This window comes from Streptomyces sp. NPDC058665 (assembly GCF_042714995.1).
GTDB lineage: Bacteria > Actinomycetota > Actinomycetes > Streptomycetales > Streptomycetaceae > Streptomyces.
In genome coordinates this window covers 26,339-53,205 of sequence record NZ_JBHXRX010000047.1, presented here as the reverse complement: position 1 = coordinate 53,205, position 26,867 = coordinate 26,339, and the positions used below count along the sequence as shown (strand labels likewise).

Annotated in this window: 24 protein-coding genes; 9 read left to right on the top strand and 15 right to left on the bottom strand. The window is 70.9% G+C overall.

Annotated features, from left to right (window positions below; translation table 11 throughout):
* The first annotated feature begins 48 nt into the window (after positions 1-48).
* Positions 49-1,572, top strand: coding sequence for an amino acid permease (locus ACFWV8_RS27000; RefSeq protein WP_384208811.1), 1,524 nt, complete (start codon positions 49-51; stop codon positions 1,570-1,572).
* A gap of 116 nt (positions 1,573-1,688) precedes the next feature.
* On the opposite strand, the gene ACFWV8_RS26995 is transcribed toward ACFWV8_RS27000, so the two are convergent.
* Together ACFWV8_RS26995 and ACFWV8_RS26990 are read right to left on the bottom strand one after the other, a co-directional pair.
* A complete protein-coding gene (locus tag ACFWV8_RS26995) occupies positions 1,689-2,450 on the bottom strand; it encodes a glycoside hydrolase family 75 protein (protein WP_384208808.1) in 762 nt (253 codons plus the stop codon).
* Positions 2,451-2,618: 168 nt separating this feature from the next.
* On the bottom strand, positions 2,619-3,107 hold the full coding sequence (locus tag ACFWV8_RS26990; RefSeq protein ID WP_384208805.1) for an NUDIX domain-containing protein: 489 nt from the start codon (positions 3,105-3,107) through the stop codon (positions 2,619-2,621).
* 202 nt (positions 3,108-3,309) lie between these two features.
* On the opposite strand from ACFWV8_RS26990, the gene ACFWV8_RS26985 reads away from it, so the two are divergent.
* Positions 3,310-3,459 (top strand): hypothetical protein, encoded by a 150-nt coding sequence (locus ACFWV8_RS26985; protein ID WP_384208803.1) that lies wholly within the window; start codon positions 3,310-3,312, stop codon positions 3,457-3,459.
* Positions 3,460-3,567: 108 nt separating this feature from the next.
* On the opposite strand, the gene ACFWV8_RS26980 is transcribed toward ACFWV8_RS26985, so the two are convergent.
* The 3 genes from ACFWV8_RS26980 to ACFWV8_RS26970 form a co-directional block, all read right to left on the bottom strand.
* The gene (locus ACFWV8_RS26980; RefSeq protein ID WP_384208800.1) at positions 3,568-5,361 is read right to left on the bottom strand and encodes a coagulation factor 5/8 type domain-containing protein; all 1,794 of its coding nucleotides are present in this window, start codon (positions 5,359-5,361) and stop codon (positions 3,568-3,570) included.
* A gap of 216 nt (positions 5,362-5,577) precedes the next feature.
* A complete protein-coding gene (locus ACFWV8_RS26975) occupies positions 5,578-8,007 on the bottom strand; it encodes a beta-L-arabinofuranosidase domain-containing protein (RefSeq protein ID WP_384208797.1) in 2,430 nt (809 codons plus the stop codon).
* Positions 8,008-8,190: 183 nt separating this feature from the next.
* On the bottom strand, positions 8,191-8,757 hold the full coding sequence (locus ACFWV8_RS26970; RefSeq protein WP_384208794.1) for a TetR/AcrR family transcriptional regulator: 567 nt from the start codon (positions 8,755-8,757) through the stop codon (positions 8,191-8,193).
* Between the two features lie 115 nt (positions 8,758-8,872).
* On the opposite strand from ACFWV8_RS26970, the gene ACFWV8_RS26965 reads away from it, so the two are divergent.
* Together ACFWV8_RS26965 and ACFWV8_RS26960 are read left to right on the top strand one after the other, a co-directional pair.
* Positions 8,873-9,787 (top strand): NmrA/HSCARG family protein, encoded by a 915-nt coding sequence (locus ACFWV8_RS26965; protein ID WP_384208791.1) that lies wholly within the window; start codon positions 8,873-8,875, stop codon positions 9,785-9,787.
* A gap of 90 nt (positions 9,788-9,877) precedes the next feature.
* Positions 9,878-11,956, top strand: coding sequence for a SpoIIE family protein phosphatase (locus tag ACFWV8_RS26960; RefSeq protein WP_384208785.1), 2,079 nt, complete (start codon positions 9,878-9,880; stop codon positions 11,954-11,956).
* Between the two features lie 71 nt (positions 11,957-12,027).
* Here ACFWV8_RS26960 and ACFWV8_RS26955 read toward each other — a convergent pair whose 3' ends face one another.
* From ACFWV8_RS26955 to ACFWV8_RS26945, 3 genes are all read right to left on the bottom strand, one after another.
* A complete protein-coding gene (locus tag ACFWV8_RS26955; RefSeq protein WP_384208779.1) occupies positions 12,028-12,885 on the bottom strand; it encodes an ABC transporter substrate-binding protein in 858 nt (285 codons plus the stop codon).
* A gap of 85 nt (positions 12,886-12,970) precedes the next feature.
* Positions 12,971-13,669, bottom strand: a complete 699-nt coding sequence (locus tag ACFWV8_RS26950; RefSeq protein ID WP_384208776.1) for a response regulator — start codon at positions 13,667-13,669, stop codon at positions 12,971-12,973.
* A gap of 2 nt (positions 13,670-13,671) precedes the next feature.
* The gene (locus ACFWV8_RS26945) at positions 13,672-14,652 is read right to left on the bottom strand and encodes a HAMP domain-containing sensor histidine kinase (protein ID WP_384208773.1); all 981 of its coding nucleotides are present in this window, start codon (positions 14,650-14,652) and stop codon (positions 13,672-13,674) included.
* 247 nt (positions 14,653-14,899) lie between these two features.
* Between ACFWV8_RS26945 and ACFWV8_RS26940 the strand changes: the two genes are divergently transcribed.
* The 3 genes from ACFWV8_RS26940 to ACFWV8_RS26930 all read left to right on the top strand — a co-directional run bounded on the left by ACFWV8_RS26940 (position 14,900) and on the right by ACFWV8_RS26930 (position 18,390).
* Positions 14,900-16,315 carry an SLC13 family permease gene (locus ACFWV8_RS26940; protein ID WP_384208770.1) on the top strand — a complete coding sequence of 472 codons (1,416 nt, stop codon included), beginning with the start codon at positions 14,900-14,902 and terminating at the stop codon, positions 16,313-16,315.
* 323 nt (positions 16,316-16,638) lie between these two features.
* Positions 16,639-17,124 carry a TrkA C-terminal domain-containing protein gene (locus tag ACFWV8_RS26935; RefSeq protein WP_329391396.1) on the top strand — a complete coding sequence of 162 codons (486 nt, stop codon included), beginning with the start codon at positions 16,639-16,641 and terminating at the stop codon, positions 17,122-17,124.
* Positions 17,125-17,130: 6 nt separating this feature from the next.
* Positions 17,131-18,390 (top strand): cation:proton antiporter, encoded by a 1,260-nt coding sequence (locus ACFWV8_RS26930; RefSeq protein ID WP_384208767.1) that lies wholly within the window; start codon positions 17,131-17,133, stop codon positions 18,388-18,390.
* A 176-nt stretch (positions 18,391-18,566) separates the two neighbouring features.
* Here the strand turns inward: ACFWV8_RS26930 and ACFWV8_RS26925 are convergent, their stop codons facing one another.
* Complete coding sequence (locus tag ACFWV8_RS26925) at positions 18,567-19,142, bottom strand: TerD family protein (protein ID WP_329391400.1); 576 nt, start codon at positions 19,140-19,142, stop codon at positions 18,567-18,569.
* A 149-nt stretch (positions 19,143-19,291) separates the two neighbouring features.
* Here ACFWV8_RS26925 and ACFWV8_RS26920 point away from each other — a divergent pair, with 149 nt between their 5' ends.
* Both ACFWV8_RS26920 and ACFWV8_RS26915 read left to right on the top strand, forming a co-directional pair.
* Positions 19,292-19,759, top strand: a complete 468-nt coding sequence (locus tag ACFWV8_RS26920) for a BlaI/MecI/CopY family transcriptional regulator (RefSeq protein WP_384208764.1) — start codon at positions 19,292-19,294, stop codon at positions 19,757-19,759.
* Positions 19,760-19,763: 4 nt separating this feature from the next.
* Positions 19,764-20,732: a M56 family metallopeptidase gene (locus tag ACFWV8_RS26915; RefSeq protein ID WP_384208761.1), complete on the top strand. Its 969-nt coding sequence runs from the start codon at positions 19,764-19,766 to the stop codon at positions 20,730-20,732.
* A gap of 101 nt (positions 20,733-20,833) precedes the next feature.
* On the opposite strand, the gene ACFWV8_RS26910 is transcribed toward ACFWV8_RS26915, so the two are convergent.
* The 6 genes from ACFWV8_RS26910 to dhaL all read right to left on the bottom strand — a co-directional run bounded on the left by ACFWV8_RS26910 (position 20,834) and on the right by dhaL (position 26,829).
* On the bottom strand, positions 20,834-21,289 hold the full coding sequence (locus tag ACFWV8_RS26910) for a TerB family tellurite resistance protein (RefSeq protein WP_329391403.1): 456 nt from the start codon (positions 21,287-21,289) through the stop codon (positions 20,834-20,836).
* Between the two features lie 84 nt (positions 21,290-21,373).
* On the bottom strand, positions 21,374-22,897 hold the full coding sequence (locus tag ACFWV8_RS26905; protein WP_384208848.1) for an NAD(P)/FAD-dependent oxidoreductase: 1,524 nt from the start codon (positions 22,895-22,897) through the stop codon (positions 21,374-21,376).
* Positions 22,898-23,017: 120 nt separating this feature from the next.
* Positions 23,018-23,632: a PadR family transcriptional regulator gene (locus tag ACFWV8_RS26900; protein ID WP_384208757.1), complete on the bottom strand. Its 615-nt coding sequence runs from the start codon at positions 23,630-23,632 to the stop codon at positions 23,018-23,020.
* A 30-nt stretch (positions 23,633-23,662) separates the two neighbouring features.
* Positions 23,663-25,702 (bottom strand): FAD-dependent oxidoreductase, encoded by a 2,040-nt coding sequence (locus ACFWV8_RS26895; protein WP_384208754.1) that lies wholly within the window; start codon positions 25,700-25,702, stop codon positions 23,663-23,665.
* A 120-nt stretch (positions 25,703-25,822) separates the two neighbouring features.
* Positions 25,823-26,233 carry a PTS-dependent dihydroxyacetone kinase phosphotransferase subunit DhaM gene (locus ACFWV8_RS26890; protein WP_384208751.1) on the bottom strand — a complete coding sequence of 137 codons (411 nt, stop codon included), beginning with the start codon at positions 26,231-26,233 and terminating at the stop codon, positions 25,823-25,825.
* Positions 26,230-26,829 carry a dihydroxyacetone kinase subunit DhaL gene (gene dhaL / locus ACFWV8_RS26885; RefSeq protein ID WP_384208845.1) on the bottom strand — a complete coding sequence of 200 codons (600 nt, stop codon included), beginning with the start codon at positions 26,827-26,829 and terminating at the stop codon, positions 26,230-26,232. Before dhaL ends, ACFWV8_RS26890 begins: the two co-directional genes overlap by 4 nt.
* Between the last annotated feature and the right edge of the window lie 38 nt (positions 26,830-26,867).

Sequence of the window (26,867 nt, the reverse complement as noted above, 5' to 3'; positions counted from 1 at the left end):
CCGCACATCGCCCACTCACCTTGATTCTCCGTACCGGGAGGTACTGCCATGTCCGTCTCCCCACCGGCCTGGTCGAAGTCGGATCCGGTTCCGCGGCAAGACGAGGAAGAACGGCTGAGGGAACTCGGCTATCAGCCCGTACTCGCCCGCAGGATGGGCGGTTTCGGGAACTTCGCCATCAGCTTCTCGGTGATCTCGATCCTGTCGGGATGCATGACCCTGTACGGCTTCGGGCTCATCACGGGCGGCCCCGCCGTGATGCTGTGGGGCTGGATCGGTGTCGGTCTCTTCGTGCTCTGCATAGGCATGGCGCTGGCGGAGGTGACCAGCGCCTATCCCACATCGGGCGCGCTCTACTACATGGCCGACCGGCTCGGCGGACGTAAGTGGGGCTGGTACACAGGCTGGTTGAACCTGCTCGGACTCCTCGGCGCGATCGCCGGAATCGACTACGGCGCGGCCCTGTTCACCGGCGCCTTCCTCAACCTCCAGTGGGGATTCGAGGCGACGCCCGGCTGGACCATGATCATATTCATGTGCATCCTGCTGCTGCACGCGACACTGAATCTCTTCGGTGTCCGGCTGGTCAGCGTTCTCAACTCGATCAGCGTCTGGTGGCACCTCGGCGGTGTGGCGCTGATCGTCGGTATCCTCGCGATCGTCCCCAAGAACCACCAGTCGCCCGAATTCGTGTTCACGGAATTCGTCAACGAGACCGGCTGGCAGAACCCGATCTATGTCGCCGCGATCGGTCTGTTGCTCGCCCAGTACACCTTTTGCGGCTACGACGCGTCGGCCCATCTCTCCGAGGAGACGTCCAACGCCTCCGTCTCCGCCGCGCGCGGCATCGTGCGTGCCATCTGGGTCTCCTGGATCGCCGGCTTCGCCCTCCTCGCCGGTCTGACCTTCGCCATCCAGGACTACGCGGACACGAGCGGCGCCGCCGTGCCACCCGCGCAGATCTTCATCGACGTCCTCGGCACCAACGGCGCCAGTGCGCTCCTGCTGGTCGTGATCATGGCGCAGCTCTTCTGCGGCAACGCGGAAGTCGCCGCCGCCAGCCGTATGGTGTTCGCCTTCAGCCGTGACAACGCCCTGCCCGGATCGGCGCTCTGGCGGCGCGTCAGCAGCCGCACGCAGACCCCGGTGCCCGCGGTGTGGCTGTCGGTCGGCTTCGCCTGTGTGCTCGCCCTGCCCTCGCTGTACTCGCCGACCGCGTACGGCGCCGTGACCGCGATCAATGTCATCGGCATCACACCCGCCTACGCGATCCCGATCTATCTCAAGCTGCGCGCCGGCGACCGCTTCCAGCCGGGCCCCTGGACTCTCGGCCGCTGGAGCAAGCCGATCGGCTGGATCGCCGTCGCCTGGGTCGTGATCGTGACCGTGATCTTCTGTCTGCCCCAGAAGAACCCGGTGACCACCGACACCATGAACTACGCGGTGGTCGCGCTCGCGGTCGTGCTGGCGCTGGCCACTGCCTGGTGGTACGCGGCGCGGGGCTCGTACAGCACCCCGCAGTCGTACGGCAGCGCGCGCGAGCAGTCGGAGATCTCCGAGGGCATCGTCTAGGGCGGCCAGCGACCTGCGACTTGCGACCCGCGACACGTGAAGGATCACGTCCTCGGTACGGAGACGGCGCCGACTTCGCCTCCGTACCGAGGACGTTCGTGCCGGGGGACGTTCCGTCAGTTCTCCTGAAGGAACTTCCTGGCCAGTTCGCCGCCCAGCTCCACCGCCGACGACCGGCTCTCGATCGGCGTGACCTTGGAGTCCTTGAACAGGATGTACGTCACCCCCGACGCGACGCCGCCGCGCGAGGGATCGGGGTCGACCCCGAGCGAGTGCGCGGCGGCGTACGACGCCTCCCCGATGATCCCGGCAGGTCCGGTGTCGCCCACCACCGCGTACTCCACCCGGTCCTTGTGCACGAGCGCGGCGACACCGCCGCCCCGGATGCCGGACGCGGTGTAGTCCCAGATGCCGCTGGGCGCTGGCACCACGACATACGGCAGCTTCTCCGCGTTCAGCGGCTTGCCGTCGGACTGGTGGAAGGCGGTGTCCCCGTGGAACCAGGGGTCGGTCTTCCTGTTGCAGCGGGCCGTGACCTGGCCGTCGCAGTCGATGTCCAGATCGGCCTGCCAGAAGACGGCGCCCTTCTTGCCGCACACGGGGACACTGGCGGGCTTGTCCTGGTCGGTCCGGTACCGGCCCTTCGAGACGGGCGCGCAGTCCTGGAGCTTCGCCCGCAGAGCGTCGGCCGTGACCGGACTCTCCGGCCGGATGGAGCTCTTGGCGGCCGGCGGGCCGGGCGCCCCGGCCCGTGGTGCGGCAGGCGGCGGCAGATGCGAGGTGTCGAGCGCGGCGGCGGGGTGAGCGGTGGCGGGCAGGGCCGATGCCATGAGCAGTACCGCGCCGACGGCGGCGTACACGTGCGATCTGTGGTGCATGGGGGCGTATCCCTTTCCGGACGGATTTCTCTCGGCTGCCGGACGCCCGGTGCTCCGGACGCCCGGCTACTCGGACCGCCGGATCTTCGCGCGGCCGGGCCACTTCTCCCAAGCACCTGGGGCGTGTCCCGTGGATCGGGCGCGTCGTCCGGGACCGTGTCCCGCGGATCAGGCCTCGTCGTCCGCGCGGTCCGCTATGTGCACGGCCAGCCGGCCGAGGAAGATCCGCTGTCCCGACACCAGCAACTCCACGGCCTCGTCCAGCGGGAACCAGGCGAGCCGGTCCAGCTCCGGGAACTCCCGCTCCTCGCCCGAGCCCCGTGGCCACTCCATGGTGAACGTGCCGGACACGGCGACGGCGGGGTCGAAGTCCGCCTCGATCGCCCATACGGTGACCGTCTTGCCGCCCGACTGGCGGGTCTCGCCCAGCGGTACCCGGGGCCCGTCGGGCGCCGGATGCCCCACCTCTTCCTCGAACTCCCGGGCCGCCGCGTGCTCCGGTGTCTCGTCGGGGCCGTACTCGCCCTTGGGGATCGACCACGCGGCCCGCGTGCGGCCCGCCCAGAACGGGCCGCCCATGTGCCCGATGAGCACTTCGGTGCCGCCGGACTCCGTGATCCGGTAGAGCAGGAGTCCGGCGCTTCGCTTCCCTGACATCACGTCAGTCTGGGCGGGGTCGGGCCTGGGCGCCATCGGAGGGCGGCATATCGGGGAGCGGACGGCGGGCCGGGCGCGCCGCCCCAAAGGTAAAGAGAAGGTAATGGGAACGTAATGGGGGTCTCCGTGCGTTGCAGGGGGTAGACGTAGCCCGAGGCCCCGCGACGGGGCCGTCGGTGTCATCGAAAGCGCAGGAGACGGCATGCCCGGAATCATCGACCGCATCAAGGCCCTCACCCGTAGCCCGCAGGGGCGGCGCGTGATAGGTCAGGCGCGCGCGGCCTCGTCGGACCCGAGGAAGCGCGAGCAGGCCCGCCGCCTGTTCGGCAAGCTGCGTGGCGGCAGGCACTGACCCGGCACGGACCGCCGTGGTCCCGGCACATGACAGTGCCCGGCCTCTCAGGAGGCCGGGCACTGCCCGGGGACGCCGTCGGTCCGGCGCCTCAGGACGGCCGTCGGGTCAGGGGAACTGGACCACGACCGAGGGGACGGTCGACGTCCCCGACGTGGGTTCGCCGATGTCGTTGATCACCCGCTCGTACTGGCCCTGCCCGCCGAGCGAGACCACCAGCAGATGGTGGAACTTCACGCCCGGTTTGACCGGAGCCGCGAATCCGTTGTGCTGCTGGATCGTCGGATCGACGTTGTAGTAGCAGTAGCTGCCCATGCCCCAGCCCTCGTGCTGTTCGACCGAGTCGTCGACCCTGTAGGCGGCGTAGCCCTTGGTGTCGCCGTTCTGGATCGCCGCCTGGTTGGGCGCGTCGTACGCCTTCTCGTTCTGGAAGAAGATCGTCCGGCCGCGCTCGCCGTACCACTCGACGTCGTACTTGTTGAAGTGTTCGACGAACAGCCCGGTGGCCAGGACGTCGTCGCCGTTCACCCGTACGCCGAAGTCGGCCCTGTTGGTCTCCCAGCCGACCCCGTCACCATGGTCCGCCCGCCACACCCAGGTGTGGTCGATGATGGTGTCGTCGCTGTTGATCACCATGCTGGTGGTCGCCTTGCCGGGACCGGCTCCTCCGATGCGGATGAAGACGTCCTGGACCGTGGTCGGATTGGCGGCGTGGTCGGCCGACGATCCCTCGGGCCCGACCTCAAGCAGAGTCTCGGAGTTGACCGGTCCGGCGTCGATCAGGAAGCCGGCCAGCTTCACCCCGTCCACATCGGCGACCTTCATCGCCGTCACCCCGTTGTCGGGGATGATCGTGGCGAGTCCGAGCCCCAGGACGACCGTGTCCGCGCGGTTGACGTCGATCGTCTCGTCCACGTGGTAGACGCCGGGCGTGAACAGCAGATTGAGGCCCTGGTCGAGCGCCGCGTTGATGGTCTGCGCCGTCGCGCCCGGCTTGACCACGTAGAACTGGTCCAGACCGATCGATGAGCCCGCGGGCGCGCCGCTGTCCCAGGTCACCCCGCGCGCGTTGGTGCGCTTCTCGGGCACGAACACCTTGTAGTCGGCGCCGTCCAGATAGAGGAACGGCTTCTCGCGGGAGGTGGGGGTGGTCTCCAGCGTGGTGTACGGCGGGTCGGGGAAGCTCTGCGCGGGCGCGCCCTCCACGCCGGAGAACGTCATGTTCCACACGGCGTTCTGCCAGCCGCCGACCGAGCTGTCACGCGTGTACCACTGCTGCTGGGAGTACGGGCCCACGCTGCCGTCGATCTTGCTGTCGGCGATATAGCCGCCGCTGGCCCAGCCGTAGCCGTCGGGAGCCAGGTTGAGCCCGCCCTTGACGTGCATACGGCGGAACGGTGCGGCCTGCGAGACAGCCCAGCGGTTCGTCCCGTTCACCGGATTGAGCGACAGATTCTCGGCCGAACGCCAGAAGTTTTGCGTGGCGTTGCCGTCGAACCAGCCGGCGTCCACAGTCACGTCGCCATTGATGTTCACATCGTCCGGCGAGAGCCCGAGACCCGACACCGAGGTGTAGAAGCCGAGTTGGGCGTTGAGTCCGTTGTACGTCCCCGGCTTGAACAGGAACTGGTAGCGGCCGGCGCCGAACTGGGCCGACTCCTGCTGCTTGAAGACCTCGTCGAGCTTGCCCTGGATGTCGGGCGTCGAGGGGTCGAACACGATCACGTTGGGGCCGAGATCGCCGCCGCCCTCGATCGGGTCGGCATGCGCGGGACCGCTCGGGACGAAGGCCAGCAGGGTCGCGGCCAGGGTGGCGGCGAGCGTCGCCGCGAGGCCCCGGCGGGAGGGCGGTGAGGCGCCGTGGAGCGCCGGAGAGCCGATGGGGGGAGCGTGCACGGGCATCTCTCCTGAGTCGTGAACGGTGGGGGGAACAGCCGGAGAGCTCTCCGTGAATCATGAGAGAGCGCTCTCTGAATGCACGGTTGATGCTGCTCCGCTGTTTCGTACACGTCAAGAGTTGTGAACAGATGGGCCGTCACGGGTTCCGTTGCGAACAACAAGTGACCGCCGGCGCCGAGTTGTCGCGCCGGCGGTCGTCCCGACCGGAGGAGCGCCGTCTCAGATCAGCTGCCAGAGATGGTCGTCCGTACCGTTGTCCTCGAACTGCACCACCTGCGCGCTGTTGGCCGTCGACATCCCGTCGACACCCAGAACCTTCCCGCTGTGCCGGTTGAGGATCAATGACCAGCCCTCGCCCCGGTCGACCAGCTGCCAGAGATGGTCACCGCTCCCGTCGTCCGCGAACTGGACGACACGCGCGCTGTTCGCCGTCGATCCGCCCTCGGCCCCGATGATCTTCCCGCTGTTGCCGTTGCGGATCAGGAACCAGCCGCCGCCCGCCGGCGCCAACTGCCAGGCGTGGTCCGCCGTCCCCGTGTTGTCGAACTGCACGACGCGCCCGCCCGCGTCCAGGGACATCCCGTCCACGGCGAGCACCTTGCCGCTGTGCTTGTTCCGCACGCGCCGGAACGGCGGCTCCGGCGTCCAGGCCCGCCCGGCGGGTGACGCGGTCGGGAACGCGGTGATCCGCAGCCGGGCCGCGCCCATCGGGACGAGCGTCACCTGCTCGGGCGGCGCGGTGCTGCGGGCCGGGCTGTCCTGGAGGGGAGCGACGACACGCTGGTCGTCGGCCACCCACTCCTCGATGCGGCGCGCCGACGTGGTGATCCGTACGGGCGTGCCTTCATGGGTGAAGGGATTCGCGGCGAGCGGTCCGCTGTCGGCAGTGAACCGCAGCCCGCGGAGCGGGTCGGGCGCGAGGCCGACGTTCCACGGGGTGGTGGGGTGCACGGAGAGTTCGGGGAAGTCCTCGGTGCCGGCGAACCGTTCGTACCGCTCGCCGATCTTGAGGGAGTACGTGAGCGGCCCGTGGTCCACGCTGACGGAACCGTGGTTGTCGTCCCAGGTCCGTACGGTCGTGCGCTGCGGCAGCCGCAGGGTCACCCGCTCACCGCCGCGCCACTCACGCTCGACCCTGACGAACCGCGGCCCGTCGCCCGGCAGGGCCACGCGCCGTCCGGCGACGGTCAGTTGGGGGTCCTGGCACCAGCCGGGAATCCGCAGGTAGAGCGGGAAGGTGACGCGCCGGGGCGTGCCGACGGTGAGGGTGACGGTCTCCTTGAACGGATAGTCGGTGGACTCGGTGACGGTGACCTCCGTCCCGTCGGCGACCTTCGCGCGCACCTGGCTCGGCGCGTACATCGCCGCCGCGAGCCCTCGGTCGGGGGTGGCCAGCCACAGCTCCTCCGTGAAGTAGGGCCAGCCCATGCCGTAGTTGTGCGGACAGCAGCGATAGGTGTCGATGCCCGGCTTGTACGCCTGCATGGCGAAGCCGTTCTGGTACTGGCCCTGGTTCTTCGCGGTGTTGTCGAGTTCGACGCTGTTGGCGCTGGTGACGTAGTGGATGCCCCTGCCCAGCGGATCGGTCGCCGCGGGCAGCAGGTTGAAGGCCAGCTCCTCGCACCGGTCGGCCCAGACGGGGTCGCCGGTGATCCGGGTGAGCAGCTCGTGGCTGGCCATGAACTCGACGGTGCCGCAGGTCTCGAAGCCCTGGCGGGGATCGCCGAAGCCGGGGCGGGAGTTCTCGTCACCGGCGAAACCGCCGCCGGGGAACTGGCCGTAGGTACCCATGACGGAGGCGTAACTCCGGTACGTGGCACGGGTCAGCTCCGCCGAGCCGGAGCGCAGCGCGTACTGGGCGGGCTCGCGGAAGCCCTGCGCGATGTTGACGTTGTGCAGGTCCGGGAAGTTGTCGACCCAGTTGGCGCCGTGGGTGTGCATCTTGTCGGCGAGTTCGAGGAGGAAGGACTCGCCGGTGCGGTTGTAGAGCCAGAAGACGATGTCGAGACCGTCGCCCCAGCGCTTGGACACCCAGCTGGAGTTGAAGGCGCCGGGCCCCTGCGCGTTCATGTAGCGCAGGAAGGGGACGGCGAAGGGCACGATGCGCTCGTCCCCGGTGAACTCCTCGTGCGAGCGCAGCGCCTGAAGGAGCGGCAGATACGGCCAGAAGTCCGGTCCGCCGTTCAGGGCCGTACGCAGCCGGGTGGGCCCGAAGAAGCCGTCGGGCTGCCGGGTGGCGATGATCGCGTCGATCCAGCGGCGTGCGGTGGCGAGGGCCGCCGCGTCACCGGTGAGGGCGGCCAGGTCCACGTAACCGCGCAGCCAGTAGGTGACTTCCTCCCAGCCGTTCTTCTCGGGGTGCACCCAGCCGGAGTCGTCGAACCGCAGGAAGTGCGAGACCTCGGCGTACCGGCCGAACAGCCCGTCGAGCAGCAGGCGCAGCTGGCCGGTGAGCCAGCCGCGCGGGGTGACGCTGCCCAGCGGCAGCTTCTGGAAGGCGGTGGGGGCGAGCGGCGCGACGTTCGGGGTGTACCAGCCGCCGCGCGCCGCCGGCACGGCCGCGGCGGTCGGGGCCAGCGGACCCAGCAGGCCCGCACCACCGATCGCGAGGGCGCCGGTGCCGAGGAAATGTCGTCGGTCGAGCGTCATCGGGTCTCCCGTCCACGAGCATCGACGAAGTCTGTACAACGTTGGAAAGAACGGCAGTTGGCATCACAGCACGGCGCCCTCACCGTGTCCAGGTGCATGACACGACGAGGGCGAAGCCGCTGTCGGGGAGGGCCGGGCGGACCCGGATCCCGGACCCCGCCCCCGGGCCCCCGCGTCCTCCGCTCAGCTCCGCGGGCTGATTCCCGCCACGGTCAGCTTCAGCAGACGGTGCGCCTCGGCGATGGGGTCCGCGTGCCGCTCCGTGGCCAGGGCGATGCCGGTGACCAGGGTGACGAGGTCGGCGACGGTCACGTCCGGCGCCACCGCACCGGCCCGCGCGGCGTTCCGCAGCAGCGGTTCGGCCGCCCCTTCGAGCTTCACCGAGCAGGCGTTCACATGCTCCGGGTCGTCCGGGTCCGTTCCGTCCTGGACCAGCAGGCCGGCCATGCCCCGCGCGGAGGCGGCGTACGTGGTGAGCGCGCCCAGCCAGTCCAGCAGTGCGGCCCGCGCGTCGTTCTCCCCGGCCAGCGACTCGGCGCGGGCGCCCAGGGCCTCGATCCGCTCGTTGAACACCGCCCGCAGCATCGCGCGCCGGCCGGGGAAGTGCCTGCGCACGGTGGCCGATCCGACTCCCGCGGTGCGGGCGATCTGTTCCAGGGAGGCGTCGGCGCCGTGCTCGGCGACCTCCTGCTCGGCCACGGCGAGGATCCGCGCGTAGTTGCGCCGGGCGTCCGCGCGCTGGACGGTCATGCGGCATCTCCGAGCCTGCTGGGTGAGCTTGCTAAGTGGCGGGGTCCTCCGTATCGTACCCGAATATAAGTGGCGGGCCCCGCCACTTATCCGTACCACCACTCCGAGGACCACCATGACCACTGAATCCGCACCCGTCCTGGTCACCGGCGCCACCGGCCGGCAGGGCGGCGCCACCGCCCGTGCCCTGCTCGCGACGGGCGTTCCCGTCCGGGCGCTGGTCCGTGACCCCGCGACCGACCGGGCGAAGGGCGTCGAGGCGCTCGGCGCCGAACTCGTCACCGGCGACCTCTACGACCCCGACTCCCTGTTCCGGGCCGCTGAAGGGGCCCGTGCCGTCTTCTCGGTCCAGATGCCCGACATGGACGGACGCGCCTTCGAGGGCGAGGTCGTGCAGGCGGCCAATCTGATCGAGGCGGCGAGGGCCGCCGGAGTCCCGCAGTTCGTGCAGACCACCGTCTCCGGCGCCGGGCAGCACACCGCCTGGGTCAAGGGGGCCTGGGCCTGGATGGAGCCCTACTACACCGCGAAGGCCGGGATCCAGGACCGCGTGCGGGAGGCCGGTTTCACGCACTGGACGCTCGTCAAGCCGGCCTACTCCATGGAGAATCTGCTCCCTTCCCAGGAGATCGTGTTCCCGCGCGGGGTCGAGGGCGGCCTGGTGACCCTTCTGAAGCCCGGGACCGTGCTGTCTCTCATCGCGGTCGACGACATCGGCAGGGTGGCCGCCGCCGCCATGGCCGAGCCCGAGAGGTTCCACCGTGTCGAGCTGGAGCTGGCCGGTGAGTGCCTGACGATGACCGAGATCGCCCGGACCCTCTCCCGCCACCTGGGCACCGAGCTGGCGGCGCCCGACATGACCAAGGAGGAGGCGGTCGCCGGGGGAATGCCCGACATGGGTTTCGGGCAGTCGCACATCAACGAGCACCCGCAGCCCGCCCGCCCGGAATTCGCGCGGGACCTCGGGCTCTCCCTCACCACCTTCGAGGTGTGGGCACAGGAGCGTCTGGCGCCGGAGGCACGGGGCTGAAGCCTGCCGAGGAGCCCGCCAAGACCGTTATGCGATGAGATGCGATGAAAGCTACGCTTCTTGAATCATCTCTACTTCCGGAGCGGGCACATGGCAGGACGGAACCGCCCGGCCATCGGTGCGGACGAGCGGCTTGCCCTGAACCGTATGGGCAGCTTCGACTGGGACCTGACGCACAGGACCCTGGAACTCGATGCGGCGGGGCAGGCCGTCTTCGACCTGCGCGCGGGGGAGTACGACGGAGACCCCGAGTCCATCCGCCCCCGGCTCCCCGTCGAGGACGGCCTGCGCCTCGACTCCACGGTGGACCGGGCGATCCGCCTGGGCCGCTCGTCCTACGGCGCGTACTTCCAGGTCAACCGCCGCAACGGACTCCGCCAGTGGACCCATGTACGGGCCCGGATTCTGCGCGACGACCGGGGGACCCCGCACCGCATCGTCGGTATCGTCCGCAACGCGAGCACCGAGCTGACGGAGTTCGCCGAGGTCAGCCCCGAGGAGGCCGACCGGCGGCAGCTGACCACGATCCTCCAGGGCATCACCGAGGCCCTGTCCCGCGCGGTCACCGTCGAGGATGTCATCGACGTGCTGAGCGAGAGCGGCGGCCTGGAACGCTTCGTCGCCGACGGGCTGGCGATCGGCATCGTCGACGGCGGCTCGGTGAGACTCGTCGCCCTGGCCGGAGACTCCCTGGACGTGCCGGGGGAGATGCCCGCCGCCCCGCTGGCCGGTTCCACGCCGCTCGCCGAGGCGGCCCTCACCCGGCGGGCCCGCTTCTTCACCTCGCTCCCCGGGCTCGGCGAGGCCCTCGGATTCCCCGAGGCCGCCGACGACCCGACCCGGCTCGGCCCGTACGCCGGCGGCCAGGGGTTCGACGCGGCGGCCTTCCTCCCGCTCGTCGCCCAGGCGCGCTCCGTCGGCGGCCTCGCGCTCTTCTACCGCGGTCGCACCCGCTTCACGGCCGAGGACCGCAACATCTGTCTCGGTCTGGCCGGCGTCGTCGCCCAGTCGCTCCAGCGCGCGATCCTCTTCGACCAGGAGCGGGAGTTCGCCACCGGACTCCAGGCGTCCATGCTGCCCCGCGACATCCCGGCCTTCACCGGCGCCGAGATCGCGGTGCGCTACCACGCCGCCTGGAGCGGCAGGGAGGTCGGCGGCGACTGGTACGACGTGATCGCCCTGCCGGGCGGACGGGTCGGCGTCGTCGTGGGCGACGTCCAGGGACACGACACACACGCCGCCGCGATCATGGGCCAGCTGCGGATAGCCCTGCGCGCCTTCGCCGGCGAGGGCCATCCACCGGCGACCGTCCTCGCGCGGGCCTCCCGGTTTCTCGTGGAGCTGGACACCGAGCGCTTCGCCACCTGTACGTACGCCGAGCTCGACCTCTCCACCGGAGAGGTACGTGCCGTACGCGCCGGACACCTCGGCCCGCTCGTCCGGCACACCGACGGCAGAACCGGCTGGCCCCATCTGAGCGGCGGACTGCCCCTGGGCCTCGCCACCGAGTTCGGGCAGGAGGACTTCCCCGAGACCCGGCTCGACCTGGTGCCCGGTGAGACGTTCGTCCTGTGCACCGACGGTCTCGTGGAGGAGCCGGGACTCGACATCACGGACGGCATGGGGGAACTCGCCCACGCCGTGCGCACCGGGCCCGGCGGGGCGGGCCCCCTCGCCGACCATCTCGCCGACCGGCTGTGGCAGCGCTGGGCGACCGGCGACGACGTCGCGCTCCTCGTCGTGCACCGGGCGCCCGACCCCGGCACCCACCAGGCGCCGCGGATCCACCAGTACATCCACCAGGCCGACCCGGAGGGCCTGATCGAGACCCGCGCCGTGCTGCGCCAGGCGCTCGTGGACTGGCACATGCCCGCCCTGGTCGACGACGTGCAACTGGCCGCCGGGGAGATGCTGGTGAACGTACTGCTGCACACCGAGGGAGGCGCCGTCCTCACGCTGGAGGTCGTGCCCGGTCCTGTCCGCCGCGTACGGCTCTGGGTGAAGGACCGCTCCAGCGCCTGGCCACGGCGGCGGTGGCCGGGCGAGGCGGCGACGTCGGGGCGCGGGCTGCTGATGATCGACGCCGTGGCCGCGCGCTGGGGGGTCGAGCCACGCGGGGACGGCAAGGCCGTGTGGTGCGAGTTCACCCCGTCGGGCCGAGCCGCCTGACGAGGAGGGCGCCGCCCTCATCCGATCGGGTCACGCGACCGGCACGGCGCCCGCACGGCCCCCGCCCGTCTTTACAGCGCCGCCGCCACCGCGTCCACGAAGCGCGCGTGCTCCTGGTGGCTGCACGGCGCCTCCGGATTCCAGGCCACGGTGCGCGCCCGCTCCTGGAGCGCACGCCAGTGGCTGTCACCCCTGAGCGCTCCGGGCGTGGCCGCGTTCGCCCGGATGTCGCCGAGCACGACATCCGGATCGAGCGCCAGCGCCTGCTCCCAGTCGGTCGTACGCCAGTTGACGCCCGCCCCCTCCCCGGGATCGAGCAGATCGACGCCGAGCGCCGTCAGTGCCCGCAGGTCGGGCCAGGTGCCGGGCCGCGCGAGATGTACGGAGCCGGGCCCGGCGGCCGACAGGGCGAGCACCCGGGCCGCCGCGGGGCGTGCGGTGAGCGTACGGAGCCGGGCCTCCGCCCACTCCAGATCCTGTGTGTCGGGCTCGTGCGGCGCGCCGAGGGAGCGGGCGAGTGCCGTGAACCGGTCTCTTATTCCCTCCAGCGGCCGGTCCTTGCCGACCTCGATGACGATCACACCGACCTGCTCCTCCAGATGCTTGGCCGCCTCCGGATCGATGCCGTAGATCTGGCCGCCGCCGTAGCTGACGGCCACCAGCAGATCCGGTTCGGCGGCGAGGACGGCGTCCGGATCGACCGAGGAGCCACCGCCGAAGTCGAGGGTGCGGTCGAGCGGCAGTGCGCCCGCCTTCGCGTGGTCGGGGGTGTCTCCGTCGTGGTGGGATCCGAAGATCCCCAGGGGCCGCAGGCCGTGGTCCCACAGGGTCGCGCCCGCCTGGATGTAGGCGACCACCCGTTCCGGGCGGTGGGGTGCGACGGTGAGATGGCCGCGGTCGTCCGTGAACTCCCAGCTGCTGTGGGACATGGCTCGCCTCATTCCGCTCTCGTGGTGCGGTATCTGACTGTGACCCTGCCCGGTGGACGGCGCCGGGACTCCCCCCGTACGCCGGTCAGGGCTCGATGAGGCCGGCCCTGATGGCGTATCTGGTCAGTTCCACGCGGTCCTTGAGCCCCAACTTCTGGAGCAGATTGGCCCGATGGCGCTCGACCGTCTTGGCGCTGATGACGAGCAGATCGGCGATCTCCTTCGACGAGTGCCCCTCGGCGACGAGTTTGAGGATCTCCTCCTCCCGCGCGGTCACGGCGTTCTCCGGGATGTTCTCTCCCCGGCGTACCCGGTCCAGATAGTTGCGGATGAGCGCGGTGACAGCGCCGGGATAGAGGAACGGCTCGTCGCGCATCGCCGCCCGGCACGCCTCCAACAGGTCGCGATCCGCCACCGACTTGAGGACGTAGCCGCTCGCGCCGGACTTCAGCGCCTCGAAGAAGTACTGCTCGTTGTCGTACATCGTGAGGATCAGGATGCGCGTCCCCGGCAGCAGCCTGGAGAGCTCGCGGGCGGCCTGGAGCCCGGTCAGCCTCGGCATCGCGATATCGAGAATGGCCAGATCGGGGCGGTGTTCGCGGGCCATCTCGATGGCCTCCGCGCCGTCGCCCGCCTCCGCGACGACGGTCAGGTCCGGCTCCGCGTCGAGGATCAGCCGCACCCCGCGCCGTACGAGGGCGTGGTCGTCGGCGAGCAGGATGCGGGTCCGCACCGGCCCGGAGGCCGGGGCGGGGCTGGTTCCGCGGTCCGGATGGGCGGTCATCGTCAGTCGCTCCTGTTCGTGCGGCGGGTGGCCGGTTGGATCTGGGTGGCGGGGACATGCAGCCGTACCTCCGTACCTCCGCCCGGCGCGTCGCCCACCGACACCTCCGCGCCGATCAGCAGCGAGCGCTCGCGCATGCCCCGGATGCCCGCGCCCTCCGGGGCCGTACCGATACCGCGTCCGTCGTCCATGACCGACAGTTCGACTCCCAGCGGGCCGTGGTGCAGCGCCACGCCCACCTGCCGGGCGCCGGCGTGCCGGATGATGTTGGTGAGACCTTCCTGGGCGACCCGGTAGAGCACCAGCTCGACCTCGTGATCCAGCAGCGGAAGATCGCCGTCGAAGCTGTGCCTGACGGTGAGTCCGCTATGAGTCGTGCTCTCGTTCGCCAGCGCCTTCAGCGCACTGATCAGCCCCAGCTCCTCCAGCACCCCGGGGCGCAGCCGGCGGGCGATCCTGCGGATCTCGTCCAGGCTGTCCCTGGTGGTCTCCTGCACCTGGTGCAGTTCGTCCCGCAGCGGCTCGGGCGCACGGTCGGCGACGCGCCTGATCTCAAGCAGTACGGCGGTCAGGGTCTGGCCGATCTCGTCGTGCAACTCCTGGGCGATCCTGTGGCGTTCGGCCTCCTGCGCGGAGAGCGCGAGCGCGCTGCTGGCCGCGCGTTCGGCCTCCAGCCGGTCCAGCATCCTGTTGAAGGTCCTGATCAGTTCGGCGATCTCCCCATGTCCCGAGACGGCCGGCCGGGGGCCGGGGCGCAGCAGATCGGTGGTGGTCATCGCACGGGTGAGCCGTTGCAGCGGGCCGAGTCCGATCCGCAGCAGCGCGGCGTTCGCGATCAGCATGGCTACCAGACCCGCGGCCATGATCATCGCCTCGGTGAGCAGGACCGGTGTGGAGACCGTGACGGGACCGAGCAGCAGCAGCGCGGTCGCCGCGAACAGCACGGCGGCGTTGAGCAGGAAGATGCGCCAGAACAGGGACACGGAGTACGGCCTCCTCGGGGTGGACCTCCCACTATCGCCCCTGCCCGCGACGAGTCACCGCCACCCGGTACGACATGCATGTCCCCGGCCCCCGCGTACATGTCCCACACCCCCGGATATGGGTGTCGGCACCGATGGTGACGGTGCCCGGCGCCGGGTGATCGTGGACAGACACATCCGGCGGGTACAGGAGCGGTCGGGAAGCCGGCCGCCCGGTGACGGCGCGGCGCACCGAGGGGAAGCGGAGATGGGCATCACGGCCTGGCTGGCCGTCGGGGTGTTCGCGGGTGTCTACGTCCTGATCGCCACGGAGTGGGTCCACCGCGTGAAGGCCGCCCTCGGCGGTGCGGTGATCATGCTGGCGCTCGGGGTGACCGACGCCGAGCACGCCTTCTTCTCCGAAGAGGCGGGCATCGACTGGAACGTCATCTTCCTGCTCCTCGGCATGATGCTGATCGTCTCGGTGCTCAAGCGGACCGGAGTCTTCGAGTTCATCGCGATCTGGGCGGCCAAACGGGCCCGCGGCAAGCCCTACCGGCTGATGGTGCTGCTGATCCTGGCCACCGCGGTGCTCTCCCCGTGGCTCGACAACGTGACGACCGTCCTGCTGATCGCACCCGTGACGATCCTCGTCTGCAACAAGCTTGGCCTGCCGGTCGTCCCGTATCTGATCGCCGAGGTGATGGCGTGCAACATCAGCGGCGCCGCCACCCTGATCGGTGACCCGCCCAACATCATCATCGGCTCCCGCGCGGGCCTCTCCTTCAACGACTTCCTGCTGCACATGACGCCGATCGTGGTGGTGCTGATGGTGGTCTTCGTCCTGATGAGCCGGGTGATGTTCCGCAAGGCGTTCCGCTACGACCCCGAGCGGGCCAAGTCCGTGATGGAGATGGACGAACGGGCCGCCATCAAGAACCCCGGGCTGCTCAAGCTGAGCGGGATCGTCCTGCTGGCCGTGATGGCCGGGTTCGTCCTGCACACCACGTTCCATATCGAACCCTCGGTCGTCGCGATCACCGGCGGGCTCGTCCTTCTCGCCCTCTCGCGGCTCGACACCGAGGAGGTGGCGCGCGACGTGGAGTGGGAGACGCTGGCGTTCTTCACCGGACTGTTCGTGATGGTCGGCGCGATGGTGCAGATCGGGGTCATCGGAGACCTGGGGGAGCTGGCGGCGGAGGCCACCGAGGGTGAACTCCTCGGCACCTCCATGGCGTTGGTCTTACGGACTGGTCGTCACTGCGGTCACCACCGTGATCGCCGCGGCGTACGTGTGGCTGCGCTACTTCGTCCTGGTGTGACCCCGGCAGCCAGGACGCGGCGCCGGCACGGTGCCGCCGATCATTCGCACCGATCCGGGGGTGGAGGTTCCATGCACGCCCACGACGAAGACCGGCAGCTCGACGGCCTCGCCGACCGGCTGCGCCACGACGATCCGCGCTTCGCCGCCGACTTCGCACAGGGCCGCCCCCGCCGCCCCCGCGAATACCGGCGCGGCACCGCGTGGCTGACGCTCGCCGTCGGTCTCGTACTGCTCGGGGCGGGGATCGCGCTGGGACACGGGCTCCTTCTCGCGGGCGGGCTCGTCGTTTCCGGTGCGGCGGGGCACCTCTTCGACCCGAACCGGGAGCAGATCCGGCGCGGCACTCCGCCGCCGTCCTGACGGGGGCGGGAGCGCCTCGTACACGCTCCGGACACCCCTACGTATGCGTCGATACACCCTCCAACGCCAACAATCGACCCATTTTGTTTTACGTTAAAATGGCTGACGAGTTGCCGTCGCTCGGTTGAGTGCTGGGCTGCTCATTGCCGATCGGTGGTCGAGGCGGAGGGGCAGCTCATGGGCGAGCGCACCCTACCCCCCTTAACGACCCGGCCGGCCGCCCGGAGCTGACGGGCCCCCGCCGCGCCGAATGGCGGAGAATTGCCTCACCAGGGGCCCCGCGCCCGCACACCTCCGACGCATTCCGCATGGAGCGCCTTCCCATGGAGCACACCGCTCACGTCAGCAAGACCGCCCTGCCCGGGGTCGGTACCCGCTACGACCTCAACACCGACTCGGGCCGCCACATCTCGGTCGTGGTGCACCAGGACGGGCGCCGCATCGTGGCCTTCCACGACCCCGACGACGACGACAACTGCAAGGACTCCACCCCGCTCGCCCCGTACGAGGCGACGGCGCTGTCCAAACTCCTGATGCCCGACCCGGTCGGTCATCTGCACCAGCATCTGGAGATCGACCTCGTCACCGAACACATCCCGGTCACCAAACGCTCCCCCTTCGCAGGACGCACGCTCGGCTCCACCCAGGCCCGTACCCGCACCGGCGCGTCGATCGTCGCCGTGCTGCGCCGGACCGACGCCGTCCCCTCGCCCACCCCGGACTTCCGCTTCGCACTGGGGGACACGCTCGTCGTCGTCGGCACCAGGGAAGGCGTGGACGCCGTCGCCGAACTGATCACCGGAGGATAATCGCCCGTGCACGACACGACCGCGCTGCTCATCGAACTCGGGGCCGTCATCCTCGGCCTGGGCCTGCTCGGCCGGCTCGCCGGGAGGGTGGGCTTCTCGCCCATCCCGCTCTACCTGCTGGCGGGACTCGCCTTCGGCCACGGCGGCCTCATCCCCATGGCAGCCAGTGAGGAGTTCTTCGCCACGGGCGCCGAGATAGGAGTCATCCTGCTCCTGCTCCTGCTCGGGCTGGAGTACAGCGCCTCCGAACTCGTCACCAACCTCAAGACCCAGTACCCCTCCGGCGTCGTCGACTTCGTACTGAACGCGCTGCCCGGGGCGATCGCCGCGCTCCTGCTCGGCTGGGGCGCGGTCGCCGCCGTCGCGCTCGCGGGCGTCACCTGGATCTCGTCGTCCGGCGTCATCGCCAAGGTGCTCGGCGACCTCGGCAGGCTCGGCAATCGCGAAACCCCCGTCATCCTCGGCGTCCTGGTCATCGAAGACCTCGCCATGGCCGTCTATCTGCCGCTGCTCACCGCCCTGTTGGCCGGACTTAGCCTCGCGGGCGGCAGCCTCACGCTGCTCATCTCGCTCGGCAGTGTGGGCGTCGTGCTGTACGTCGCCCTGCGCCACGGCCGGCTGATCAGCCGCGCGGTCTCCTCCGACAACCCGGAGATGCTGCTGCTGGTCGTCCTCGGCCTCACGGTGCTGGTCGCGGGCGTCGCCCAGGAGCTTCAAGTCTCGGCCGCGGTCGGCGCGTTCCTCGTCGGCATCGCGCTGTCGGGGGAAGTGGCCGAGGGCGCCCACAACCTGCTCGCGCCGCTGCGCGACCTCTTCGCCGCCGTCTTCTTCGTGTTCTTCGGTCTGAACACCGATCCGGCCGACATCCCGCCCGTGCTCGTCCCCGCTCTGATCCTGGCCGTCGTCAGCGCGCTGACGAAGATCGCCACGGGCTGGTACGCGGCGGGCAGAGCGGGAGTCAAGACGGCGGGCCGCTGGCGGACGGGCGGCACCCTCGTGGCACGCGGGGAGTTCTCCATCGTCATCGCGGGGCTGGCCGTCGGTGTGGAACCCCGGATCGGGCCGCTGGCCACCGCGTACGTACTGATCCTGGTCATACTCGGCCCGCTGGCCGCCCGTTGGACCGAACCGCTGGCCCGGCGCCTCACCCGTAAGCCCCGGCCGCCGGCACCTGTCTCCGAGGAGATCGTCACGCAGGAGGAGATCGTCACGCAGGAGGCGCCGGCCGCCGCCGGACCGGCCGACACGGCTCATTCGCACGGCTGAGGAACCGCCACCCGAGGTCCGGACACGCCGAAGGGGCGTGGAATGCGCGTCACGCGCCCACGCCCCTTCGTGCGTGCCGCCGGGAGGGCGGGCACGATCACGAGCCGCCGGACTCAGTCACCGCCGGACCCGGCCACCGTCGGACCCGGCCACCGCCGGGCTCGGACACCGAAGGCTCAGACACCGACACCGAAGTCGGCGGCGATGCCGGACAGGCCACTCGCGTAACCCTGGCCGACGGCGCGGAACTTCCACTCGGCGCCGCTGCGGTACAACTCACCGAAGACCATCGCGGTCTCGGTGGACGCGTCCTCGCTGAGGTCGTAGCGCGCGATCTCGGTTCCGCCGGACTGGTTCACCACACGGATGAAGGCGTTGCGGACCTGGCCGAAGCTGTGGCCGCGGGCCTGGGCGTCATGGATCGACACCGGGAAGACGATCCTGGAGACATCGGCGGGGACGCCGGCCAGGTTCACCTTGACGACCTCGTCGTCCCCCTCGCCCTCACCGGTCAGGTTGTCGCCCGTGTGCTCGACCGAACCGTCCGGGCTCCTGAGGTTGTTGTAGAACACGAAGTTCTGGTCCGTGCCGACCTTCCCGGCCTCGTTGACCAGCAGGGCACTGGCGTCCAGGTCGTAGTCGGTGCCGGTCGTGGTGCGGACGTCCCACCCGAGACCCACCAGGACGGCTGTCAGCCCCGGCGCCTCCTTGGTGAGGGAGACATTGCCGCCTTTGGACAGGGAAACTCCCACGCTGCTCCTCCTGAGTTGAACTGGTGACCGCATTCAAAATCCACAACACTGTAGAAGCGTGTACGGGGCGGCGAAGCCGCCACGCCGGGGCCACGCCGGAGCTGCGCCGGATGGCCCCAGGCCACACGTCGGTGCTGGAGGGAGACGGTGTGAGGGCACAGGTCGGTGGGGACGGCGGCCGGGGCGGTGACCGGCGGGCCGGGGACGCGGCCGGGGACGTTCCCGGCCACGCGGACGCGGACGGGCGCCCGCGTCGGCGCGGCCAGGGCGAGCTGGAGGCCCAGGTGCTCGCCGTGCTGCGGCAGGCGCCGGGACCGGTCAACGCGGGCTGGGTGCTCGACCAGCTCGGCGGGGACCTGGCGTACACGACGGTCATGACGATCCTCACCAGACTCCAGGCCAAACGGGCCGTCACCCGTGAGCGCGTGGGCAGGTTCTTCGAATGGTGCGCGACCTCCGACGAGGCGGGGCTGGCCGCCCTGCGGATGCGCCGCGTACTTGACGCCGAGTCGGACCGTGAAGCCGTACTGGCCCGCTTCGTCACCGCGCTCTCGCCCGACGACGAGCGGCTGCTGCGCGACCTCCTCCATCTTCCCGAGGACGGGACGGAGGACTGACGGGATGGGCGTGTTCGTCCTGCTGCCGCTGTTGCTGCCCCTGAGCGCGCTGCCGATCGCGCGCCTGGCGGAGCGGCATCTCCATCCCCGGCTCGCCACCCGGCTGTTGTCGGCGCTGGCCGCCGTACTGGCGCTGTGCAGCACGGTGTGCCTGGGGCTGCTCGTGGTCGTCGGTACGGTGCAACTGCCCGGCCATCCGCTGCCCGACGGGTGGGGCGACGCCTGGGCCGAGGAGGAGGGTCCGCCGACGGCGCCGTACGAGGAAGCCGCCGGGAAGGGGGCCGTCGTCGCGCTGCTCGCGGTGGCCGCGTCGTGGTCGACCGCCGCCCGCAGGCACCGCCGTGTCCGCCGCCGGGCGGAGCACGCGCTGGCCGGGGTGCCGGACGGCGAACTCGCCGTGCTGACGGACGAGGCCGCCTACGCGTACGCGCTCCCGGGCGCGCGTACGTCCGCGCGCGACGGGGTCCCGGGCGGCCGGATCGTCGTCTCCACGGCCATGCTCGCGTGTCTGGACGCGAGCGAACGCGCGGCGCTCGTCGCCCATGAACGCGCGCATCTCGCCGGGCTCCACCACCGCTATCTGCTCGCCGTCCGCTTCGCCGCGCGGGCCAACCCGCTGCTGCTGCCGCTGCGTTCGGCCGTGACCTACACCACGGAACGGTGGGCGGACGAGGAGGCGGCCCGGGTGACGGGCGAGCGGCGGGTCGTGGCACGGGCCATCGGCAAGGCCGCCCTCGTCTCGCGCGGCGCCCCCACCCCCGTCCCTGCGAGCTTCGCCGCGCCGGGACCGGTGCCGCGCCGGGTGGCCGCGCTGCTCGAACCGGCGCCGTCGGCCGTCAGTTGGCCGTCGGTCTTCACCGCGGTGGGTCTGGCGGCCTGGGCGGCGGCGGCTGGGACGCTGGGATCGGCGCTCTCGTCGGCGAACGCGACGGTCACGCTCTTTCTCGTGCTGAAGACGGCCGGCCCGCTCTGAGAAACGGGTGACGCGAACGAAAACGCCGGACGGGCCGCGGGTGCGGACCGTCCGGCGACGGATGACGGTACGTGGCCCGTCTCCCGGTTGCCCAGGACTTTCTAGACGTCGAACTCCTGCGGCTGGAGGTCGAGCGCCAGGCACGCCTCGCGTACGACCGCCCGCTCCTGCGCGTCGAAGTTGCCGTCGGCGCCGCCGATGATGATGCCGATCTGGACGACGGCACGTGCCTCGGCCGGCTTCTTCTTCGCCTTGGCGACTTCCTGGAGCACATCGATCTTGCCGATCGCCGGGTCGGCGAGGAGCTTGTTCAGGTACTCGTCGAAACGCCTCTGCAGATCGGCGGGCGGGAAGTTCCGCAGCACGTCGTTCCCGGTGATCAGCTGCGTGACGCGCTGACGCTCGGCCGGGTCGATGGAACCGTCGGCCGCCGCGACCAGGGCGCACATCGCCATGCTGGCGTCGCGGAAGGCGCCGCTCTTGAGGTCGTTCTTCTTCGCCTCCAGCTGGGTCTGCATCGTCTGGGCGGATTCCTTGATGCGATCCCACAGGGCCATGAGTGCTCCGTATGTCTCGGGCCGCCCGTGCCGGGGGGAAGGCCGGCGCGGACAGTAGCTGTTTCTACAGTGATGTAGAAGTTATCAGGTGTCCCAGGGCTCGCCTTCGGACTCCCGCCACATCGGCGGCCCGGCCGGTGTGCGTGGAGCGGGACCGAACAGCACGGCGCGGGCGACACGCGGCGCGAACAGCGCACTCAGCGGAGCCTTGAGGTTCAGCACCGCACGGAACGCCGTACCGACCACCGGATCACCGCCCGCCCGCCGTTGCACACGTGTCAGGTACCAGTTCGCCGGCCGGTCGGCCGCGCTCGTGCCGGTCGCGTTGCCGGCGACTCCCGGCATCTTCTTGTCCGCCCCGGCCGAGATGTCCCAGGCCTGCCGCGAGGAGGCGAGGATCGCCCGCTGTACGCGCAGGGTCGTGGGCGTACGGCGCCGGTCGCCCAGCGCCTCGCCCAGCGCGACGGCGTTGAGCGCGGCCACGGTCATGCCCTGTCCGTAGACGGGGTTGAAGGCGCACAGCGCGTCGCCCGTCGAGAGGAAGCCCGCCGGACGGCGGCCCGGACGGTCGTACCGGCGGCGGACGTTCGCCATGTTGCGGAAGGAGCGCACGGGCGAGTCCGGCTCGGCCCGCATCAGCCAGTCGTGCAGGAACGGGTGCGGGAGCGACGCGGCGAAGTCGGCGAACTCCTCCTCGTTCGAAGGGGGTTCACTCCCGCGCAGCCCGGAGAACGTGACGAGATAGCGGCCGTCCTCGATCGGCAGCGCGACTCCGCCGGACAGCTGGGCGGGGTTGGGGACCACGTAGTACCCGACGGTGTCGGTGGTGCCGTCGTCCTTGCCGGGGCGGTAGGCGCGGGTGGCGTAGACGAGTCCGCTGTCGAGCGTCTCCTCCGGGGGCGGCTCGGCGCCGACGGCCGAGAGCCAGGCGGGCGCCCGCGAACCGCGGCCGGACGCGTCCACGACCAGATCGGCGGCCAGCGCGCGGGTGACGACGCCGCCACGGGACGGGGTTCCGTTCTTCGCCGCGTTCCCGGTTCTCTCCTTCGCGCCGGCTCCACGCGTGCCGGCTCCCCGCTCCCGGAGCAGTACGCCGGTCGTCCGGTACGCGGTGCCGAGCAGACCCACGACCTCCGTACGCTCCACGGTCCTGATCCGTGGATCCGCCAGGACCCTGCGCCGTACGACCCATTCGAGCAGCGGCCGGGTGGGGGTGAGGAGATGGTCGGTGGAGGGCGTACGGCGGTACCACGCGCCCGCCTGCCACTGGACCATGTCCCTCGGCATCCCCACCCTGGGCGCGCCGAGTTCCCGCAACTCGGCCACGACGCCCGGCAGAAGGGTGTCCAGCGCCAACTGGCCGCCGCCGAGCAGTACATGGGTGTGGCTGCCCTGGGGGACACCGGAGCGTGGCCGCGGCCCGTCGGGGAAACGGTCGCGTTCGACGATCGTCACGCGGTCGGCGTGCGCGGCGAGTACGTGCGCCGCGAGCAGCCCGGCGATGCTGCCGCCGATCACCACGGCGTGGCGCGCGGGCCCGCCGGTGCGCGGGTGGGGAGGTGTCCGGTCCTCGGGGCCGGATTCCCGGCCGTCGGGGTCGTCGTCCATGGCCATGTCTCCGGTTCCGTACGGCAGTTGATCGCGAGGGTCCAGTATGTCGGAGCGCGCGAACGGTGCCGGACGAACCGCGGGGGCCCGAGGAGCGTGGTGCCGGGCGCCGAACGCCGGTTACGCGCCGTCGGATCCGGCGGGTGTGGGGGACGTCGCCGGTGCCGCGCTCGCCTCGCGGAGCGCCTCGGTGAGCCACTCGACCCACATGCGCTCCAGGTCGATTCCGGCGCGCAGCACCAGATGCCGCAGCCGGTCCGCCTCCGTCGGCCTCGCCGGTTCCGTCATCTCCCCGGCCTGTCCGGTCACTTCACCGTTCAGCGCGAAGTCCCGCGCCTCGATGTCCGTGTACTCGGCCAACTGCCGCTCATGGAGCGCGAGATGGCGGCGCAGCTCGTCGGGCAGTCCATCGGTGCCGACCACCGCCGCCGCCCTCATCCTGAGCAGCAACGGGTCGCGGACGGGCTTCGGATCCTCTCTGCCCGACACCCACCCGGCCAGCTCGGCGCGGCCGGCCGGCAGCACCTCGTACTCCTTCTTCCGGCCCCGGGCGGGCTGCGCGGAGTCCAGGGCGCGGATGCAGCCCGACTGTTCGAGCCGCCCCAGCTCCCGGTAGATCTGCTGATGCGTCGCCGACCAGAAGTAGCCGATCGAGCGGTCGAAGCGCCGGGCGAGCTCCAGGCCCGACGAAGGTCTTTCGAGGAGGGCGGTGAGGATGGCGTGCGGGAGGGACATGAGCGCATCCTAAAAGTTCCGGCCAATGGTTCAGATCGTGGCGGCCAGCCGCGTCCCCTGGTCGATGGCGCGCTTGGCGTCCAGTTCGGCGGCGACGTCCGCCCCGCCGATGAGATGCGCGGAGGCGCCGGCCGCGCGGAGCGCGTCGTACAGCTCGCGCCGTGGTTCCTGCCCCGCGCACAGCACGACCGTGTCCACGCGCAGGAGAGAGGGGGTGCCGTCGACCGTCAGACGCAGCCCCTCGTCGTCGATCCGGTCGTAGACGGCGCCCGCGATCATGGTGACTCCCCGGTGGCGCAGTTCGGTGCGGTGGATCCACCCGGTGGTCCTGCCGAGCCCGGCGCCGACCTTCCCCGTTTTTCGCTGGATCAGGTGGACCGTCCGCGGCGGCTTCGTCCGTACGGGTTCTCCGAGTCCGCCGGGGGAGCGGTAGCCGGTGTCGACTCCCCACCGCCGGAAGTAGGCGTCCGGGTCCAGGCTCGCCCGCTCGCCGCTGTCGGTGAGGAACTCGGCCACGTCGAAGCCGATGCCGCCCGCCCCGATGATCGCGACGCGCTCGCCGACGGCGACGCCGTCGCGCAGTACGTCGAGGTAGCTGAGCACGTGCGGATGGTCGACGCCGGGGATCAGCGGGGTACGCGGTGTGACACCGGTCGCCACGACGATCTCGTCGTATCCGGCCGTACCGTTCACCAACTCACCAACCGTGGCGGGGGTGTTGAGCCGTACGTCGACCGAGAGTCGCGCGAGCCGGCCACGGAAGTAGCGCAGCGTCTCGTCGAACTCCTCCTTGCCGGGCACCCGTTTGGCGACGTTGAGCTGCCCGCCGATCTCGTCCGCCGCCTCGAACAGCGTGACGTGGTGCCCCCGTTCGGCCGCGGACACGGCGCACGCGAGCCCGGCGGGACCGGCCCCGACGACCGCGACCCGCTTGGCACGCCGGGTGGGGGAGAGGACCAGCTCGGTCTCGTGGCAGGCCCGCGGATTGACCAGACAGGAGGTGATCCTCCCGCTGAACGTGTGGTCGAGGCAGGCCTGGTTGCAGCCGATACAGGTGTTGATCGTGTCGGCCCGCCCGTCGCGCGCCTTGGCGACGAAGTCCGGATCGGCCAGGAAGGGGCGTGCCATCGAGACCAGGTCCGCGCGCCCGTCGGCGAGCAACTGCTCGGCCACCTCGGGGGTGTTGACGCGGTTGCTGGTGATCAGTGGTACGGAGACCGACCCCATCAGCGCCTTGGTCACCCAGGTGTACGCGCCGCGCGGGACGGACGCCGCGATCGTCGGGACGCGCGCCTCGTGCCAGCCGATCCCGGTGTTGATCAGCGTGGCGCCCGCCGCCTCGATCTCCTTGGCCAGCGTGACGACTTCGGCGAGCGAGGACCCGCCGGGCACCAGATCGAGCATCGACAGGCGGTAGATGAGGATGAAGTCGGGACCGACGCGCTCGCGGATACGGCGGACGATCTCCAGCGGGAAGCGGATGCGGTTCTCGTAGGTACCGCCCCACCGGTCCTCGCGCAGATTGGTCCGCGCGGCGATGAACTCGTTGATGAGATAGCCCTCGGAGCCCATGACCTCGACGCCGTCGTACCCGGCCAGCCGCGCCAGCTCCGCCGCCCGTACGAAGTCCTCGACCGTCTCCGTCACCTCGTCGTCGGTGAGGGCGTGCGGGACATGGGGGCTGATGGGGGCCTGGAGCGCGCTCGGCGCCACCAGGTCCGGGTGGTAGGCGTACCGCCCGAAGTGCAGGATCTGCATCGCGATCCGGCCGCCCGCCGCGTGCACCGCCGAGGTCACCTGCCGGTGCCGCTCGGCCTCCGCCTCGGTCGTGAGCCGGGCGCCGCCCTCGTACGGCCGTCCCCGGTCGTTGGGCGCGATGCCGCCGGTCACCATCAGACCGACGCCGCCGCGTGCGCGGGCGGCGTAGAAGGCGGCCATGCGCGCGAAGCCGTTCTCGGCCTCTTCCAGGCCGACATGCATCGACCCCATCAGCACCCGGTTGGGCAGGGTCACGAACCCCAGGTCGAGAGGGCTGAGCAGATGGGGGTACGGAGTCGGGTACGGGTTCATGCGGGGCTCCTCGCGCGACGGCTGCGCTCCAGTAGTAGCCCGGCCACCACACTTTGTGCAACCAGTTGCACAAAGTGTGGCCCGTCTCTCCCCGCGTACCGCTTGCGAGGCCCGGCGGCTTCAGACCTTGCGGTAGCTGTACGCCTCCACGGCCGCAGCCTCGACCGCGTCCAGGTCCGCGCCCGCCGACGCCGTCACCACGGCCGCGACCGCGCCTTCCAGGAAGGGCGCGTCCAGCAGCCGTGCGCCCTCCGGCAGTTCGTCGCCCTCGGCCACCAGCGACTTGACGGTCAGCACGGCACTGCCGAGATCGACCAGCAGGGCGACGCCCGCACCCCGGTCCACCCGGGCCGCGGCCCCCGCGATCAGCTCGGAACTCGTCCCGAGCCCGCCGTCCGGAGTGCCGCCGGCGGCGGCCACCGGAGCGGTCGTGCCACCGCCCGCGAGCCCGACGGCCAGTTCGGCGACGGACTCCGCGACCGCCCGGCTGTGCGACACGAGCACGACGCCGACCTGCTTCTCGGTACTCATTCGCCCGCCGTCGCCGCGAGAGCCGCGATCAGCAGCGCCGACGACGTGGCCCCCGGGTCCTGGTGCCCGATGCTGCGCTCACCGAGATAGCTGGCCCGGCCCTTGCGGGCCAGTATCGGCACCGTGGCCACGGCGCCGTCCTCGGCGGCTGCCGCCGCGGCAGCGAAGGAGGTGCTGAGCGCCGCCACCGCGGGCTCCAGCGCGTCGATCATCGTCTTGTCCCCGGCCTTCGCGCCGCCCAGCTGCGCCACGGCGGCTACCCCGGCGCCCAGCGCCTCGGCCAGCTGGGCGGGCGTGACCTCGGCCGAGTCGTCGAGCGCCTTGCCCGTACGCCGCAGCAGCGTCCCGTACAGCGGTCCCGAGGCCCCGCCCACCGTGGAGATCAACTGTCGACCCGCGAGGATCAGTACGGCCCCAGGCGTGGCCGGCGACGCCTTCTCCAGCTCCGCGGTCACGGCCCGGAAGCCGCGCTGCAGATTGCTGCCGTGGTCGGCGTCGCCGATCGCCGAGTCGAGCTGGGTGAGATGGTCCGCCTCCCGTTCCACGGAAGCGGCCGCCGTCGTGAGCCAGCGGCGGAAGAAGTCGACGTCGAGCACCGGCTCGGAATCCTGGTCGGACACAAGGTCTCCTCGAA